Raw genomic sequence first — 14,828 nt, 5'->3', positions numbered from 1 at the left:
GAGGTTTTATGGATTTTTTAGAAGATATGTCGAAGATCATTATACCGCTTGTGCTTGTTGTGGGTGCGGCTTATGTCGCGATTTACTCCGCAAAAAAGCACGACGAAAAGCATGAAAAGGGCGACGATAACTATATGGCTGAGGGAATGTCAATCGGCATGTGCTTGGGTGCCGCCCTTGGCTCCGTTGTCGCAGATGAAATGGCGGTCGGCATAGGTATTGGAATGATGCTTGGAATGGCCGTTGGGATAAATATTAAAAAACCGAAAGCAAAATAGTCAATTGAAATCTTTGTATGAATCAAAAAGATTTGTGCAGAGATTTTTTTATTTCTATATAATAGAAAGGTTTTCATTTTGATAATGGCTATCAAATCGGTTAGGCAAAATTTAAAATAATATTTTTATTCTTAAAGATTTTTATTTTTCATATCTTATAACTACGGTTTATTTATGTATTTCTATTTTTCCTATAAAATAATAAAAATGCTAAATAAAATAAATAATCCTTAAAATTTGCACATTTGGTTGATGATTAATTAATTTTTCGCTCTTACTAGCGGTTGCTATAACACGATTATAATTTGTGTAAAAAGTTTTTATTTACAAGTTTTTTTAAATTTTTATTCATTTTGGCGAAAAAATCTATTACATTTAATTAAAAATATGATATAATATAATTACTAACGATAAAGATAATATATTTTATCGTAAATAAAGGAGGATTTTATGAAGATTAGACTAACATCAATTTTATTGGCAGTCTTTATGGTATTCGGACTCATGTTGAACACAGGAGTAATTTTTGCTCATGATGATTTCCCGGGTGCTGTAAGAGATAATGCAAACGTTCCAACAGAGAACGCAAAAGAAGTTGTATTTTTAATTGACAGGAGTATGTACACAGACTACAATGCTCTCGCTGACATTAAAAATCAAGTAAGTGATCTTTCCGATCAATTACTTCAAGCAGGAAATTTTTCAATTTCAGTTATTGCTTTCAACGGTAATGTAACAACTCTTGTAAGACAATCGACTGATTTGAACAAAATCAAAAATTCACTCAGATACATTTCACCATTCGGTTTTTCAAATCCGTCATTGGCTCTTGAAGTGGCAAACGGTATCCGTTACGAAGAAAAGAAAGACGTTGTTCTTTTCACAAATGTATATCCAAACTTAGGAACTATCTCAAATAAAGGACCTTTCACTTACAGAGACCACTTCTATTTCAGAAATGCAAACGGATTTAAAAATTCAGCAGATTTACTTGCTGAAAACACAAGATTAATCACTGTTTCTAATTTCTCAAATTTGAATAATAGAGATTATGCATTTGCAAAGAGAGTTTTTGAAGAAAACTCAGACAAATATTATGCAGCTGACAAAATGAACAGCGAAGAACTTGTAAGTTCAGTTAGAGATTATATTCTCGGTGATGAAAAACACGACAGAAATTTAGACAAAAAACCTATTATTTTTATCCCTGGTATTGCAGGTTCTGAACTTTTCAAAATTGATGAAAGCTTAGTATCACCTGAAGAAAAAGCTATCGGCATGATTTATGGCGATAAAGAAAGATCAGCTAATAGAATTTGGGTTCCTATCGGATATGATGCAAGAAAAGCTAACGACGATTTAAATTTATATTCAAACGAAAATTTATATGGTTTGCAACAAGGCGACTTGAGAAAAGTTAATGTATTCGAAAGACATGCAGGTCCTGTTGCAATGTATTCTTCACTTCTCGGAACTATTATGAAGAATTTCCCGGACAGACCGGTTTATCTCTTCTCATACGATTGGAGAAAGTCAAATATTGATTCAGCTGAAAAATTAGCTGCATTCATCGACAGTATTACAGACGGCGGCAAAGTTAAAGTTGATATTATTGCACACAGCATGGGCGGTATTGTTTCATCACATTATCTAAGAGAACACGACGACAGAGTTGACAAATATTTGTCATTCGGTTCTCCTTATGAAGGAGCTCCTTCTGCTTTCAACACACTTTCAAGCAAAAGTCTCGTAGGCGGATTCCTTGACGTTGTTATTGAAAAACTTGTCGGTATCAAACCTGACGTTGCATCAAGCTTCACTGCTATGGTTGAACTTCTTCCAACACAAAGAATGCTTGAAAAATATCCTTATCACTTTGTTTCAACAGGAGATTTAAATAGCTTCCAAAGAATTTTAAACTCAAACAGCAGTTATGATAAAATTTTACAAGCAGCCGCTGATGCTAAAGTTTCAGGTCTTGCTGATTTAGCAACTGTTGATATGGCAATGAGCAATGTATCCAACGATAGATATAATCAATTCATTGAAGATTCTAAATTATACAGAGTTAACGGTGAAAGAAACGGAGATGTTCTTCTTATGCACCGTCCAAACTCAATGTTCTTCGTAGGAAACAATCACCCTACAGTTGTTTCAGGATATTTCCCTGGAAACCAAGACATTTTACACACAGTTTATGGAATTAGCACTCCGGAAGGAGACGGAATGGTTCCTCTATACTCTGCAACAATGGGTATGACATTTGAAGAAATGAGCCCTGAAATCAGAAATAAGTTCAGAGTTGTTAAAGGCGACCACATCGGAATGCTTCTTGACTTAGGAAACTTACAAATGATGTGCGACTTCTTGAACGGAAGAGAAGTTAGATAGTACTTTAAAACACTCAATCTTATGATTGAGTGTTTTTTGTTTGGGAAAAATTGGAATTTCCTTATTATATATTTTCCTTTTTCAAATTTCATAAGATTTTTCTAATACTGAACACAACTACAATCACTACTTTTATTAATTTCCTCCTAGTTTAGATATACATTATAATGGTAAAGCATATTTTTTATGTAGTATAAACAATTGAATCATATCCATTTGTATAAATAATTTTTTTATCTTTTATTTCTATAAATGCCGAATTTAAGCATTATATATATTGACGATATTACGCAATCTAAAATTGTCATAGAATTTGTTATTTATTAATTATTTTATTTTTTTGTTAAATTTATTGATTTTTCTGCATAATTTTCACGTTAATATGGTATAATGTATCTGTACTGATAAATTTAGCAGTTTATCAAAATTAAAGGAGGATCTTATGAAGACAAGACAAACATCAATTTTATTGGCATTTTTTATGGTTTTTGGACTCATTTTGAGCACCGGAGTAATCTACGCAAAGAATGATTTCCAAGACGCCGTAAAAGACACTACAGCTATTCCTTCAGATTATGAAAGAAACAAAAGAGAAGTCGTATTTTTAATCGACAGGAGTATGTACAACAGCTCTCTCGCAAATATTAAAAATCAAGTGACTGCACTTTCCGATGCTCTTATTAAAGCCGGAAATGTTTCAATAACACTTATTTCTTATAACAACAGTGCAACCACAGTTGAAAGGAAAACGTCCGATTCGGTTAAAATCGAAAATGCTTTTAACTCGCTTATCCCATTCGGTTTTTCAAACCCGACCGCTGCACTCGAAATGGCAAACAGTCTTGTTTATAATGACAAGAAAGACATAATTCTTTTTACAAGCATGTACCCAAATGTTGGAGCTGCAACAAATAACGGTCCGTATACTCAAAGGGATCATTTCTATTTCAGAAATGCAAACACATTTAGAAATACTGCCGTTGATTTATCCAAAAACACAAGACTTATAACTGTTTCGGATTTTTCAAAGTTAAATAATAAAGATTATTCATTTGCAACAAGGGTTTTTAAGGAAAACTCCGATAAATATTATTCAACTGACAAAATAACAAATGATGAACTTGTCGATTCACTGAAATGTTATATTTTGGATGATGAAGTTCACGAAACAAATTTAGATAAAAAGCCTCTTATTTTTGTGCCTGGTGTCGCAGGCTCGGAACTTTTTAACATCGACCCGAGCTTACTTAGTGAAGAAGAAAAGACGAGCGGCATGATTTCACCGAAAAACGAGAAAAACATGAAGATGATTTATCCGCCAATTGGTTATGATTCCAAAAAAGTCACGGAAGATTTGAGTTTAGACACAAATGACACTCTATACACTTTTCAACAAGGTGATTTAAGAAATGTGCCGTCAATTAAAAGACATGCGGGACCTTTCTCACAATACACACCGCTTCTAAAAAATCTCATGACGAATTTCCCGGACAGACCGGTTTATCTCTTCTCGTACGACTGGAGAAAGACAAATGTTGATTCAGCTGAAAAATTAGGACAATTCATCGACAAAATTACAGACGGCGGCAAAGTTAAAGTTGACCTTATTGCACACAGCATGGGCGGTATTATCTCGGCTATCTATTTAAAAGACAACGACGACAAAGTCGACAAATATCTTTCATTCGGAACTCCGTATGAAGGTGCTCCGACTACGCACCATTATGTTGCAAACTCAATTCTCGTAAACAGTTTTATAGACAGTGCCATAAAAGCATTTACGGGTCTCGACACAAGAGTAGTTTCAAGTTTTGTGTCGATGGTTGAGCTCTTCCCTGCAAAAAGAATGCTTGAAAAATATCCGATGCAATTTGTGGATGAAACAAATCAAAAAGAATTCCTTAGAGCAATAAACGGAAGACATAAGACTTACGAAGAGCTAATTCAAAACTTGAGCAAAAATAATCTCAGCAAATCTTTGGACCTTGAAGAATCCGACCTCGCATTAGCTCGCAGTGCAAAAGAGGAAAGGTATAAAAATTTCCTAGACGTTGCCGCAATTTTCAGAGAAAACGGCGAACGTGACGGAAATATAATGCTTATGCACCGTCCGAACTCAATGTTCTTTGCCGGAAACAACCACCCGACAGTTGTGTCAGGCTATTTCGTTGTTAAATCCGACAAGTCACTTTCAAATGTAGAAAATATTCTCGCACCCGAAGGTGACGGCGTTGTTCCGCTCTATTCAGCAACTATGGGTATGACATTCGAAGAAATGACTCCGGAAATCAGAGCGAAATTCAGAGTTGTGAACGGTGACCATATGGGTATGCTCTCCGATCGCCACAATTTTGAAATGATGTGTGACTTCTTGAACGGAAGAGAAGTTAGATAAATTTTAAAACACTCAATCTTTTGATTGGATGTTTTTTGATTTTTGGGAAAATTTATAGTATAATATACTTATCATGAATTTATTTAGCGAAATTTTTTGAATATGAATTTTATTACTAAGCAATTATTCAAGGTGAAAAATTTTGCAGCAATTTAATGGAGGAAGAAATGAAAAAGTTATTATTTATTATACTTACAATTTTTGTTTTAACGACGACTTATGGATGCGGTAATAAGACCGAAACCGACAAGGCAAAGGAAACAGTCGACCATTTTTTCGCTGCTTTAAAAGATGCGGATTTTAAAAAAGCTGCAGACTTCGTTTTAAGCGAAGAGCAGGAACAAATGCGAAACACAGAATGGGAAGACGATTTCGAAAGAGAATTTATGGAAACATATCTTTCGAAAATTTCATTGAAATATCTTTCGGGAAAAATCGAAAAAGATAAAACCGAAGGCTCCCTTATGTACAAGTTTAAATCGATAGATATGGGCGATTATATAAGCAAAGTCGGGCTAAATAACCCGACAATCGAAGGGGGTGCCCCAAAAATCAAAGACGTCGATGTCGACGGGATGCATATGGTTGAACTCGAAAAAAGTGTGTTCCTTAAAAAAGAGGGCGACAAATGGCTCATCGCAAATGTGGATGACATTATGAACGCAATCATGGAATTTAAAGCCGGAGAATAATACACAAAAAAGCTGACTTCCAAAACGGAAATCAGCTTTATTTTATTCCTCAAGATTTTCTCGTAGCTCTTTTAAAATCTCCTTCCAATCGGAAGTACTTTTTTCGGCGACAAGAGTTTTTCTTTTGTGCATCTTTTTTTCAAGTTTATAGCTGTCTTTCAGGCGATTTAAAAACTCCCTCGAACCCATTCTTTCAATTTTATTCATAAGAACAAGCGTCTGCTCAGCGAAGTCGCTTGTGACAACCGTTAGATTAAACCGCTCCGAAAGTGAAAACGACAATGATTCAATTCTCGAGTCCGCAGTTTCGTTCTCCCTCGTAAACACTACGCCCAAATTGTCACGCATAAATTCATCACCACGGTTGTCTTTAACAAAATGACCGTCGTAGATAACCACAATTTGTTTTTTTACATAAAGCGAGTAACCCGAAAGCAAACTTTCAAGTCGGAGTCTCGCCTCTTCAAGGCTGGTCTCCGAAAGTTCTTTCAAAGTTTTGTCCGCAAAGAGAAGATTGTACCCATCAACCAGGATGAGGTCGCTATACTCCGAATGCCTTAAAATATTCATAGAACATAATCGAACCCGCAATGCCGGCGTTCAGAGATCCGACACTTGATTTTTTGGACATCGGTATAGTGTGCACCTTGTCGCATTCTTTTAAAACGCCCGGGCGAATTCCCTTGTGTTCGTTGCCGACGACAATGATTACCGGCGGCGAAACGAAATTTTCCATAGGCTCGCCTTCCATGTGGCAACCGATGACGAAGTATCCCTTGTCCTTCGCATCTTTGAGTGCTCTCGAAAGATTTGTGACTTTTATTATGTCAACGTCGGCAATGCCGCCTTGCGATGTTTTTATAACCGCAGGAGTAACATCCGCCGCTCTGTCTTTCGGAATTATAATTTTCGAAACGCCGAACACGCTCGCACTTCTTATGATAGAGCCGAGATTGTTCACGTCTTCAATCGAGTCGAGTGCAACCACAACTTCCCTTTCCTCTTTCGGGAGTGCAAACATTTCGTCGAGTTCCATATATTTAAACTCCGGAATCACAAGTGCAACCCCTTGATGTGAGCGTTTAAATTTGTTGAAGAAATTTCTGTCTTCACTTATTTTTATATTCTTTTTTTCGGCAAGTTCAATAATATCTTTTATGCGTTCATTGTTTCTGTCCATGACAACGAGGCGAATTTTTTCGATTCTGTCGTCCTCAAGTGCAACATATACGCCTTGTCTACCGATTATTTCCATACTTATTCTCCTTTATCTTCTCGAAAAGTCCGGCTATTCTCTCTTTCTCGCCACTCAAATAGAGTGCTCCGAAAAGTGCTTCAAATCCGGTTGCAAGAGTGTAAACCTGTGGCTTTGTGTGTTTCGGTGCATGCAGTCTTTTATTTCTCGCACGCTTCACGATTGTTTGTTCACGTTTATCCAAGTCTTCCCATATCACGTCTAAATCTGCACATTGGCTGTTTGCAGACACAAAGTGTATAGCCTCTTTGTGGAGCTCATTTACACGCATGTTTTTTGTGGAAATCATTTCCCTAACCAAAAGTTCATACACTGCGTCGCCCAAAAATGCAAGATTTAAAACGTCCATTTGATAGACTTCGTCAGTTATCATTTCTTCTCCACCTCTGTGCCGTTCGGAGTATCTTTGACGATATATCCCATTTCCGTCAAACGGTCTCTGATTTCGTCGGAGAGTTTGTAGTCTTTATTCTTTCTTGCTTCATCTCTTTTTTGAATGAGTTCTTTCACTTCAGAGTCTATACCGCTCTCTTCATCCTCTTGCAAAATTCCGAGCACTTCCGTAAATTCTCCGAAAAGTTTCAGAGCTTCCTCAATAGAACCCTTTGAAGAATTTTCATCAAGTGCCGAGTTTGCAAATTTCGAAAGTGCGAACATATCCGAAAAAGCGTCCGGCGTGTTCAAATCATCGCCCATGTGTGCCTTAAATGACTCTCTTATTTCTCCGATTTTTTTCGAAATCTCATCATTTACCGGTTTATCTTCCGCATTTTCCAAAAGTTCTGTGAGTCTTTTCTTCGAATTTTTAAGTCTTCTCAAAGAAGTCTTTGCCGCTTCAATAGCTTCGGCGTTAAAGTTTAGCGGCTTTCTGTAGTGAGCATTCAAAATGAAAAATCTCAGAACTTCGCCGGATTCTTTTTCGAGAAAATCCTTTGCGTACAAGAAATTGCCGAGACTTTTGCTCATCTTCACGTTTTCGATGTTGATCATACCATTGTGCAGCCAATAATGTGCAAGCGGCTTGTCCATTAGTGCTTCGGATTGTGCGATTTCGTTTTCGTGGTGCGGGAATTTCAAATCTTCACCGCCGCAGTGAATGTCAATCGTGCCGCCGAAAATCGACTTAATCATTGTCGAGCATTCGATATGCCAGCCCGGACGACCTTCGCTCCATGGTGAATCCCAATAAACTTCGCCTTCTTTTTTCTTTTTCCAAAGTGTGAAGTCAAGCGGGTCTTCTTTGATTTCATTTTTTTCGATTCTTGCTCCCACTTCGAGGTCTTCGATATTTCTGTTCGAAAGCTTGCCGTAGTCCTTAAGTTTCCTTACTCTAAAATAAACATCGCCGTTTGATTCGTATGCAAAACCCTTCTTAATAAGCCCGTCAATGAACTCGATTATGTCGTCCATGTGCTCGGTACAGGTCGGATGAATGATAGGATAATCATAGACGTGAAGTGCCTTTAAATCGTCTTCAACACTCTTGATATATCTCTTTGAAATTACGTCTATTGTTGTGTTTTCTTCATTAGCCTTGTTTATAATTTTGTCGTCGACGTCGGTGAAATTCGAAACATATTTCACATCGTAGCCGAGATAGATGAAAAATCTCCTCAAAACATCAAATACAACTTGCGGTCTCACGTTTCCGACGTGCATGTCATTGTAGACTGTCGGGCCGCATGCATATATTGAAACTTTTCCTTCTTCAATCGGACGAAACTCCTCTTTTTTATTTGTTAAACTATTATATAATTTCATAAAAATCCTTTCCTATACAAAAAGCGGCATAGACTTTTTGTCTATTTGCCGCCATAATTAACCGATAATGTTTTGTGCTAAAACGAAATAAACTATTAATGAAGTGGCATCGGCAATTGTCGTGATTAAAGGCGAAGCCATAATCGCCGGGTCAAGCTTTAATTTGTGTGCGGCAATCGGGAGAATTCCACCGACAACCTTTGCCGTCATAACTGCAAAAATAAGCGTTAAACTTACTGTGAGTGCAATATTGTTCGGCATTTTATCAAAATAAATAATTTTAAAATAACTGATTATCGAAAGAACGATACCGACAACGACAGCTATTCTAAACTCTTTCCACATGACTTTATACCAATCTTTCGGCTTTACGTCGCCCGTTGCGAGTCCGCGAATAACAAGTGTACTACTTTGGCTTCCGCTGTTACCGCCTGTGTCCATGAGCATCGGGATGAATGTCGAAAGTCCCACCACGCTGTAAAGATATGATTCATATCCAGCAATAATCCTTTGGGTTATGGTGCTTGAAATCATAAGAACCATCAGCCACATAATTCTGTGCTTTGCAAGATTAAAAACGCCTGATTCCAAATACTCGTCTTCCGACGGCGTGATAGCTGCCATGATTTGGAAGTCTTCGTTTGTTTCTTCTTCAATAATATCAATAATATCGTCGTATGTGATAATTCCGACTATACGTTTTTCATTATCCACAACCGGAATTGCTTCGAATCCGTACTTTCTAAATAGATTTGCAACATCTTCCTGGTCATCGTGGGTGTGCACATACACAACTTCGGAACGCATAAGATCGTTGATCCTCGTTTCCGCAGGTGCAACAATAAGTTCCCTCAAAGACAAAATACCTATAAGTCTTCTGTAGTTATCTGTGACATAAAGTGTATAAATAGTTTCTTTATCAATACCTTCGCGTTTAATCTTTCTGAAACTCTCTTCGACGGTCATTTCCTTTTTCAAAGAAACATACTCGATTGTCATAAGAGAGCCGGCAGAATTTTCCGGGTATTTTAAAAACTGATTAATCAAATTTCTTTCTTCAGGAGCGGAATACTTTAATAGAGAATTTACCACGTTTGACGGCATTTCCTCCAACATGTCGACCTTATCGTCGAAATAAAGTTCATCCATTATTCCCTTTATTTCGGCATCCGTTGAAGAACGTATAATAGCCTGTTGTTGTTCACTGTCAAAATTTGCGAAAACATCCGCCGCTATATCCTTGGGTAACATCCTAAAAACTACTGTACCTGTTGTAGGGTCCAGTTTGTCTATCAGGGTTGCAACGTCGACTTCATTTAAATTTTCAATCAATGCCTTTGCTTCTTTGAGCTTTTTATTTTTTATTAATTCTTTAAACTGTTCTTCAAGTTCTTCCAGCTCAAGAAGTCTTTTATCTGCGTAATCCATCTTATCCCTCCTTTTCAATATATAAAGTAATTATAACATATAAGCCGCTTCTATTCAAGATAAAATCGTTACAAAAATTCCATAATTACCACGACTGTGAAACATTTTCGGCATTACTTAAAATAAATTTACGCAATAAAAAAGCCGAGTTCATTCGGCTTAATTAAAATTCATTATTCCAAATCGTCTTCGTCTCTTTTTGCATAAAGCGTATCGTCGATTTCCTTTTTAAATACATCTACATGAGTTTTTCCTTCGCTCATTTTTTTCTTGTGAAATTCGAGTTCGATTCTCTTTCTTTGTTTCAAATAAGAGATTGCAATAATTACTAAAACTATCAGTGCCACAAAAAGACACACTTTTAAAATCAAGTCCGCAATTTGAACGCCTAACAAAAATCTTTGAAGTGTTGCTGCTCTTTCCATATTAATCCTCCTTTCAACTACTTTCTATTTACCCAACTCTTTGCCGTATAAATCATCCCATTCATCTCGAAGCATCGAATACAGGTTCATCGTCGCATATTCGCCCTTGACATAGAGATAGTCTCTCAAAGTTCCCTCTTTTATCATTCCAATATGCTCCATAACTTTACCGGATGCGGGGTTCTTTAAATCGTGCTTCGCCTGAACTCTGTGTATGTCATAATTTGTAAAAAGATGACCGACAACTGCAGTTGCAGCTTCCGTCATGATACCCTTGTTCCAATACTCACGCGAAAGTGCATATCCTATTTCCGCTTTTAAAGCTTTGCCTTTTCCAAAAATTATGGCGTCGATTGTGCCGATCATTTTTTTGTTTTCCTTTAAAACAATTGCAAATGTCGGATAATTGCCATCGCGTTCGACCATATTTTTTAGAGCCGCAAGAGTGTCTTCGATTTTTTGGTGTGCATCCCATCCCATAAATCTCGTCATTTCCTTGTCCTTCGCATATTCGAACATATCCTTTGCGTCAAACATCGAAATTGGTCTTATGATAAGTCTTTCCGTTTCAATTTTTATATTATCCATAAATATTCTCCCTAAATCTTGCAAATTTCAGCGCATGTTTCAAAACTCGGAATTCCGCTTCGCGAAATGGAATGATATCGCCGTCGAAATTTCCGATGAGTTCACCTTCAAGCGAGCGTATTTTTCCCCTCGTCACCTCGAACATGTGGACTTTTTTTATAGAAGTGTGCTCGCCCCTTTTATATTTGCTGATTAAAGACACGAGTTCAACAACGCTCATTTTATCGACGAGCATAAAGTTTAGAACGCCGTCGGACACATCTGCAAGCGGTGCGGGATTAAAACCTCCGCCGTAATATTTTCCGTTCGCAATATTCCCTAAAGTATAATAGCCACTTCCCTTTTTGATTTCTCCCGAAACTGTTTCGACTTCGTATTCGATTTTCGAAGAAATTTTTCCGAAAACAGTTTTAAGCGCAGCAAAAAGATACGAGCTCTCCATAACTTTCGGATATTTTTTTTGAATTTTTTTCGCCTCAACAAGAAGATCTGCGTCAAATCCGAACGACCACACATTAAGACAGATGTCTCCGCCGATTTCAATCAAATCGAGCACATCCGGCTTCAAATTGTGAATGTTCTTCAAAAGTTTTATCGTGTCGTTCTCCACGGAAACACTTCTGTTAAAATCGTTTCCCGTTCCACAAGGAAGAAACGCAAAATAACTATCAGTTCCGTAAACGCCTTTTGCGACTTCACGAAGAGTGCCGTCACCACCGCAAGCAACAATAACTGAGCCCGGATTTTTTAGTCCAAATTCCCTTGCAAGCTCCGTCGTATGATTTTTATATTCGGTTGTAACAATCTCAATATCGAGATTTGGATCTACATACTTCCTTATTTCCTCGACAGATGGAAGATTTCTTCCTCCTGCCGCTTTTTTTGAAAGTATAAAAAGATATTTTTTAAAGCTCATCTCTAATCTTCCTTATAACCATCTTCATATCTTCGGGCATTTCCGAAAACACATCTATTTTATCGCCATTTAAATCAAAAGTCCGCAGTCTGTAGCTGTGAAGTGCCTGACGTGAAATCAAAGTTTTGTCTCCGCCATAAAGCTCATCGCCCAAAAGAACTTTTCCCATAGTTCCCAAGTGCACACGGATTTGGTGCGTCCTTCCCGTTTTTATCTCCGCTTTCAAAATTTCATATCCATTTTTAAAATAAAGCGGCGTAAAAATTGTCTTTGCATCGAGTCCTTCCTCATTTTCTTCAACAGCTTTTCTTTTTATTCCGATTTCATCACGACCAATTCTCGTTGTGATTGTAGTTTTTTTCGTAAGCGGCGATTCAGCCTTCGCAATCATAATATATTCTTTTTTAATCTTGCCCGCATCGTGCAACTTTTGATAATATCCTTGTGCGATGTCGTGCTTTGCAATCATAATAATTCCCGACGTGTCCATGTCAAGTCGATTTATAAACCTGACCGGCTCAAAAATTTCTCTTTCATTAAAAAGTGTCGAGACCATGTCCTTTAAATTCACCCCGAAGTGATTTCTCGATTCATGCGTAAGAATCCCCGCCGGTTTATTTAAAAGAAAAATCATATCGTCTTCATAGAGCACTTCCGGTGCTTCAGCAGGAAGACCGATCGGTGTGTAGCTCCCCGGAATTCTAAAACTGATTTTGCTGCCTTTCTTTACAGGGGCGATGTGTTTCACCCACTTTCCGTCAACCCGAATAAGGTCGCGGTAATAGTAGCGTTTAAAAGTTCTATGTGAAATATAAAGGCGCTTCAAAGCATCATTCAGCTTCTTAGCGTCTTCACCTGCCTCTATTTCAATATATTGTTCATATCTATTCATTGATTCTGTCCCCAACATAGAGACCCGCTTTTAAAATTGAAAGCGTTCTATCCTTTGATTCCACAAGCTTTGCTTTGTCCGCTTCATTTATGCCTTCGAGATTGTTATTAAGTCCCTCATAAACCGGAACAATTTCATATTTGAGCGGTTTTCTTGTGCGTTTTACCCATGTCGGATGATAAAAAACTTCCGCAGCATAAACTCTTTTGTCGTCGTACGGCTTTATATTCAATTCCAAAATCACACCGTCTTCACCGTACGGTTGATCCATATATTCACGTCTTTGGTTTGAAATAAAATTGCCGAGACTGAAAATATAATACATTCTGTGTCCGTCTTTTTCGATAAAACCGTCCGGCTCAATAACGTGCGGATGACTTCCAAGCACAACGTCGACTCCGTTTTCTGCAAAAAAGTTGAGCCATTTCTCCTGCATCTTGTCGTTGCCGTTTATGATATATTCCGTTCCCCAGTGCACCATAACGATTATTCCGTTCGCATTTTCCTTTGCATAGTTTATATCGTGAAGGACTTTTTCTTCGTCTAGCACATTTATTAAGTGCTTGTCGCCTCCGAGCCAACCGTCAAGGCCATTTAGACCGTATGTGTAATTTAAAAATGCAATCTTTCGACCCTCGACATCGAGTATGACCGGGTCTGTTTTTTCATCCATAAAATATGTTCCAAGCGGTGTGATTCCATTTTCCAAAACCGCCTCTTTGGTTCGCCTTATGCCGTCTTTATTGCCATCTAGTGCATGGTTGTTTGCAAGTGCCAAAATGTCAAAGCCTACATCTTTAAGATTTTTCACAGCAATTTTCGGAGTTCTGAAAAGTGGATAACCCATAAATCCGGAATCTGCAATTGTCGTCTCCAAGTTTGCAATTGAAAGTCCGTCTTTAATAACGTCGCCTATATACTTAAAACTGTCCGAAAAATCATATGTGTCGTTCTTTTTAGCCGCATCAAGTTGCGGACTATGAAACATAATATCACCTGCTACATAAAGTTTAAATCCTCTATTCTTTTTTTCGAATTCCACTTTTTTACTGAGATTGTATGCATCATAAAACGAGCTATACATCTTTTCATATCTCAAGCGAAGCTCTTCATTACTCTTTGTTTCAACCTTTGCTTCAACTTTTGTATCCAAACCCTTTTCATCTGTTTTCTTGCAACCTAAAATAAAGAGTGAGATTACAATAAACAGCAATATTAACTTTCTATTTCTCATCCGAAATCTCTCCTTCCTCATTTTTTTCGTTGTAGTCGCCCCTTAGAGCAGTTATTGCAAGAGCACTGAAACCTATGCCTATAAGAATGTCTCCGATTGAAACAACTTTCGGAAACGGATATGGCTTCATAAGTGGAATCGTGTCTCCCAAAAGATATAAAACAGTATTTTCATCAATCAACGAATGGTACAGATTAAAACCCGCACGCGTGAGTGCATAATCGTTCGCAGAAGCGATTTTGCTATAAAAATACGGGTCAATCGGCATACGAAAACCGTTGAAATACATCACTATAAGATTTAAACTCACACCCGCAATCAAAAAGAGCATTCCGGTGTATTTGTAATTTTTTATCATATAAGGATAAAAAAACACAAAACTCAACATGTGCAAAATTCGAATCTGCACAGGTGATGCCCCGGTCTTCGCCGCAACAAATAGACCGACATTTATCACAACAAATACAAGTGGAAATGTAATGTATTTCTTCGGAAAAAATTCGGTATTTGAAAAATTGTATTTTTTTATCATTGAAAAAATCAATACAAACAAAATGCTCTCAGCTATCAATT

At 37.4% G+C, this 14,828-nt stretch carries 15 protein-coding genes; 4 read left to right on the top strand and 11 right to left on the bottom strand.

Annotated features, from left to right (window positions below; genetic code table 11):
* Positions 1-8 precede the first annotated feature (8 nt).
* From C7381_RS07505 to C7381_RS07490, 4 genes are all read left to right on the top strand, one after another.
* Positions 9-278: a glycine zipper domain-containing protein gene (locus C7381_RS07505; protein WP_116480494.1), complete on the top strand. Its 270-nt coding sequence runs from the start codon at positions 9-11 to the stop codon at positions 276-278.
* A 450-nt stretch (positions 279-728) separates the two neighbouring features.
* Positions 729-2,669: a lipase/acyltransferase domain-containing protein gene (locus C7381_RS07500; RefSeq protein WP_116480493.1), complete on the top strand. Its 1,941-nt coding sequence runs from the start codon at positions 729-731 to the stop codon at positions 2,667-2,669.
* Between the two features lie 442 nt (positions 2,670-3,111).
* Positions 3,112-5,064 carry a lipase/acyltransferase domain-containing protein gene (locus tag C7381_RS07495; RefSeq protein ID WP_116480492.1) on the top strand — a complete coding sequence of 651 codons (1,953 nt, stop codon included), beginning with the start codon at positions 3,112-3,114 and terminating at the stop codon, positions 5,062-5,064.
* A 167-nt stretch (positions 5,065-5,231) separates the two neighbouring features.
* Positions 5,232-5,756, top strand: coding sequence for a YqhG/Tai3 family protein (locus C7381_RS07490; protein WP_116480491.1), 525 nt, complete (start codon positions 5,232-5,234; stop codon positions 5,754-5,756).
* A 42-nt stretch (positions 5,757-5,798) separates the two neighbouring features.
* Here the strand turns inward: C7381_RS07490 and C7381_RS07485 are convergent, their stop codons facing one another.
* From C7381_RS07485 to C7381_RS07435, 11 genes are all read right to left on the bottom strand, one after another.
* The gene (locus C7381_RS07485) at positions 5,799-6,326 is read right to left on the bottom strand and encodes an NYN domain-containing protein (RefSeq protein WP_116480490.1); all 528 of its coding nucleotides are present in this window, start codon (positions 6,324-6,326) and stop codon (positions 5,799-5,801) included.
* On the bottom strand, positions 6,298-7,011 hold the full coding sequence (gene rlmB / locus C7381_RS07480; protein ID WP_116480489.1) for a 23S rRNA (guanosine(2251)-2'-O)-methyltransferase RlmB: 714 nt from the start codon (positions 7,009-7,011) through the stop codon (positions 6,298-6,300). Before rlmB ends, C7381_RS07485 begins: the two co-directional genes overlap by 29 nt.
* On the bottom strand, positions 6,995-7,384 hold the full coding sequence (locus C7381_RS07475; RefSeq protein WP_116480488.1) for a Mini-ribonuclease 3: 390 nt from the start codon (positions 7,382-7,384) through the stop codon (positions 6,995-6,997). The genes rlmB and C7381_RS07475 overlap by 17 nt, the downstream gene beginning before the upstream one ends.
* Positions 7,381-8,772: a cysteine--tRNA ligase gene (gene cysS / locus C7381_RS07470; RefSeq protein ID WP_116480487.1), complete on the bottom strand. Its 1,392-nt coding sequence runs from the start codon at positions 8,770-8,772 to the stop codon at positions 7,381-7,383. The genes C7381_RS07475 and cysS overlap by 4 nt, the downstream gene beginning before the upstream one ends.
* 57 nt (positions 8,773-8,829) lie before the next feature.
* Complete coding sequence (gene mgtE, locus C7381_RS07465) at positions 8,830-10,200, bottom strand: magnesium transporter (protein WP_116480486.1); 1,371 nt, start codon at positions 10,198-10,200, stop codon at positions 8,830-8,832.
* 173 nt (positions 10,201-10,373) lie between these two features.
* A complete protein-coding gene (locus tag C7381_RS07460) occupies positions 10,374-10,625 on the bottom strand; it encodes a hypothetical protein (RefSeq protein WP_116480485.1) in 252 nt (83 codons plus the stop codon).
* A 24-nt stretch (positions 10,626-10,649) separates the two neighbouring features.
* Positions 10,650-11,213 carry a GNAT family N-acetyltransferase gene (locus tag C7381_RS07455; RefSeq protein ID WP_034547301.1) on the bottom strand — a complete coding sequence of 188 codons (564 nt, stop codon included), beginning with the start codon at positions 11,211-11,213 and terminating at the stop codon, positions 10,650-10,652.
* Positions 11,206-12,129, bottom strand: coding sequence for a diacylglycerol/lipid kinase family protein (locus C7381_RS07450; protein ID WP_116480484.1), 924 nt, complete (start codon positions 12,127-12,129; stop codon positions 11,206-11,208). The genes C7381_RS07455 and C7381_RS07450 overlap by 8 nt, the downstream gene beginning before the upstream one ends.
* Positions 12,119-13,021: an RluA family pseudouridine synthase gene (locus C7381_RS07445; protein WP_165803636.1), complete on the bottom strand. Its 903-nt coding sequence runs from the start codon at positions 13,019-13,021 to the stop codon at positions 12,119-12,121. Before C7381_RS07445 ends, C7381_RS07450 begins: the two co-directional genes overlap by 11 nt.
* Positions 13,014-14,255 carry a CapA family protein gene (locus C7381_RS07440; protein ID WP_165803635.1) on the bottom strand — a complete coding sequence of 414 codons (1,242 nt, stop codon included), beginning with the start codon at positions 14,253-14,255 and terminating at the stop codon, positions 13,014-13,016. Before C7381_RS07440 ends, C7381_RS07445 begins: the two co-directional genes overlap by 8 nt.
* Positions 14,245-14,826 carry a DUF5317 domain-containing protein gene (locus C7381_RS07435; protein WP_116480481.1) on the bottom strand — a complete coding sequence of 194 codons (582 nt, stop codon included), beginning with the start codon at positions 14,824-14,826 and terminating at the stop codon, positions 14,245-14,247. The genes C7381_RS07440 and C7381_RS07435 overlap by 11 nt, the downstream gene beginning before the upstream one ends.
* Positions 14,827-14,828: the final 2 nt, after the last annotated feature.

This window comes from Ezakiella coagulans, assembly GCF_003096635.1.
Classification (GTDB): Bacteria; Bacillota; Clostridia; order Tissierellales; family Peptoniphilaceae; genus Ezakiella; species Ezakiella coagulans.
The sequence above is the reverse complement of the archived record's forward strand: the minus strand, read 5'-3'. Positions and strand labels throughout refer to the sequence as shown.

What these genes read in the sequence shown, in the direction of transcription:
- C7381_RS07440 (WP_165803635.1), bottom strand. Translation starts at nt 14,255, where the DNA reads ATGAGAAATAGAAAGTTAATATTGCTGTTTATTGTAATCTCACTCTTT.
- C7381_RS07460 (WP_116480485.1), bottom strand. Translation starts at nt 10,625, where the DNA reads ATGGAAAGAGCAGCAACACTTCAAAGATTTTTGTTAGGCGTTCAAATT.
- C7381_RS07505 (WP_116480494.1), top strand. Translation starts at nt 9, where the DNA reads ATGGATTTTTTAGAAGATATGTCGAAGATCATTATACCGCTTGTGCTT.
- C7381_RS07490 (WP_116480491.1), top strand. Translation starts at nt 5,232, where the DNA reads ATGAAAAAGTTATTATTTATTATACTTACAATTTTTGTTTTAACGACG.
- C7381_RS07445 (WP_165803636.1), bottom strand. Translation starts at nt 13,021, where the DNA reads ATGAATAGATATGAACAATATATTGAAATAGAGGCAGGTGAAGACGCT.
- C7381_RS07450 (WP_116480484.1), bottom strand. Translation starts at nt 12,129, where the DNA reads ATGAGCTTTAAAAAATATCTTTTTATACTTTCAAAAAAAGCGGCAGGA.
- rlmB (WP_116480489.1), bottom strand. Translation starts at nt 7,011, where the DNA reads ATGGAAATAATCGGTAGACAAGGCGTATATGTTGCACTTGAGGACGAC.
- C7381_RS07485 (WP_116480490.1), bottom strand. Translation starts at nt 6,326, where the DNA reads ATGAATATTTTAAGGCATTCGGAGTATAGCGACCTCATCCTGGTTGAT.
- cysS (WP_116480487.1), bottom strand. Translation starts at nt 8,772, where the DNA reads ATGAAATTATATAATAGTTTAACAAATAAAAAAGAGGAGTTTCGTCCG.
- C7381_RS07455 (WP_034547301.1), bottom strand. Translation starts at nt 11,213, where the DNA reads ATGGATAATATAAAAATTGAAACGGAAAGACTTATCATAAGACCAATT.
- C7381_RS07475 (WP_116480488.1), bottom strand. Translation starts at nt 7,384, where the DNA reads ATGATAACTGACGAAGTCTATCAAATGGACGTTTTAAATCTTGCATTT.
- mgtE (WP_116480486.1), bottom strand. Translation starts at nt 10,200, where the DNA reads ATGGATTACGCAGATAAAAGACTTCTTGAGCTGGAAGAACTTGAAGAA.
- C7381_RS07495 (WP_116480492.1), top strand. Translation starts at nt 3,112, where the DNA reads ATGAAGACAAGACAAACATCAATTTTATTGGCATTTTTTATGGTTTTT.
- C7381_RS07500 (WP_116480493.1), top strand. Translation starts at nt 729, where the DNA reads ATGAAGATTAGACTAACATCAATTTTATTGGCAGTCTTTATGGTATTC.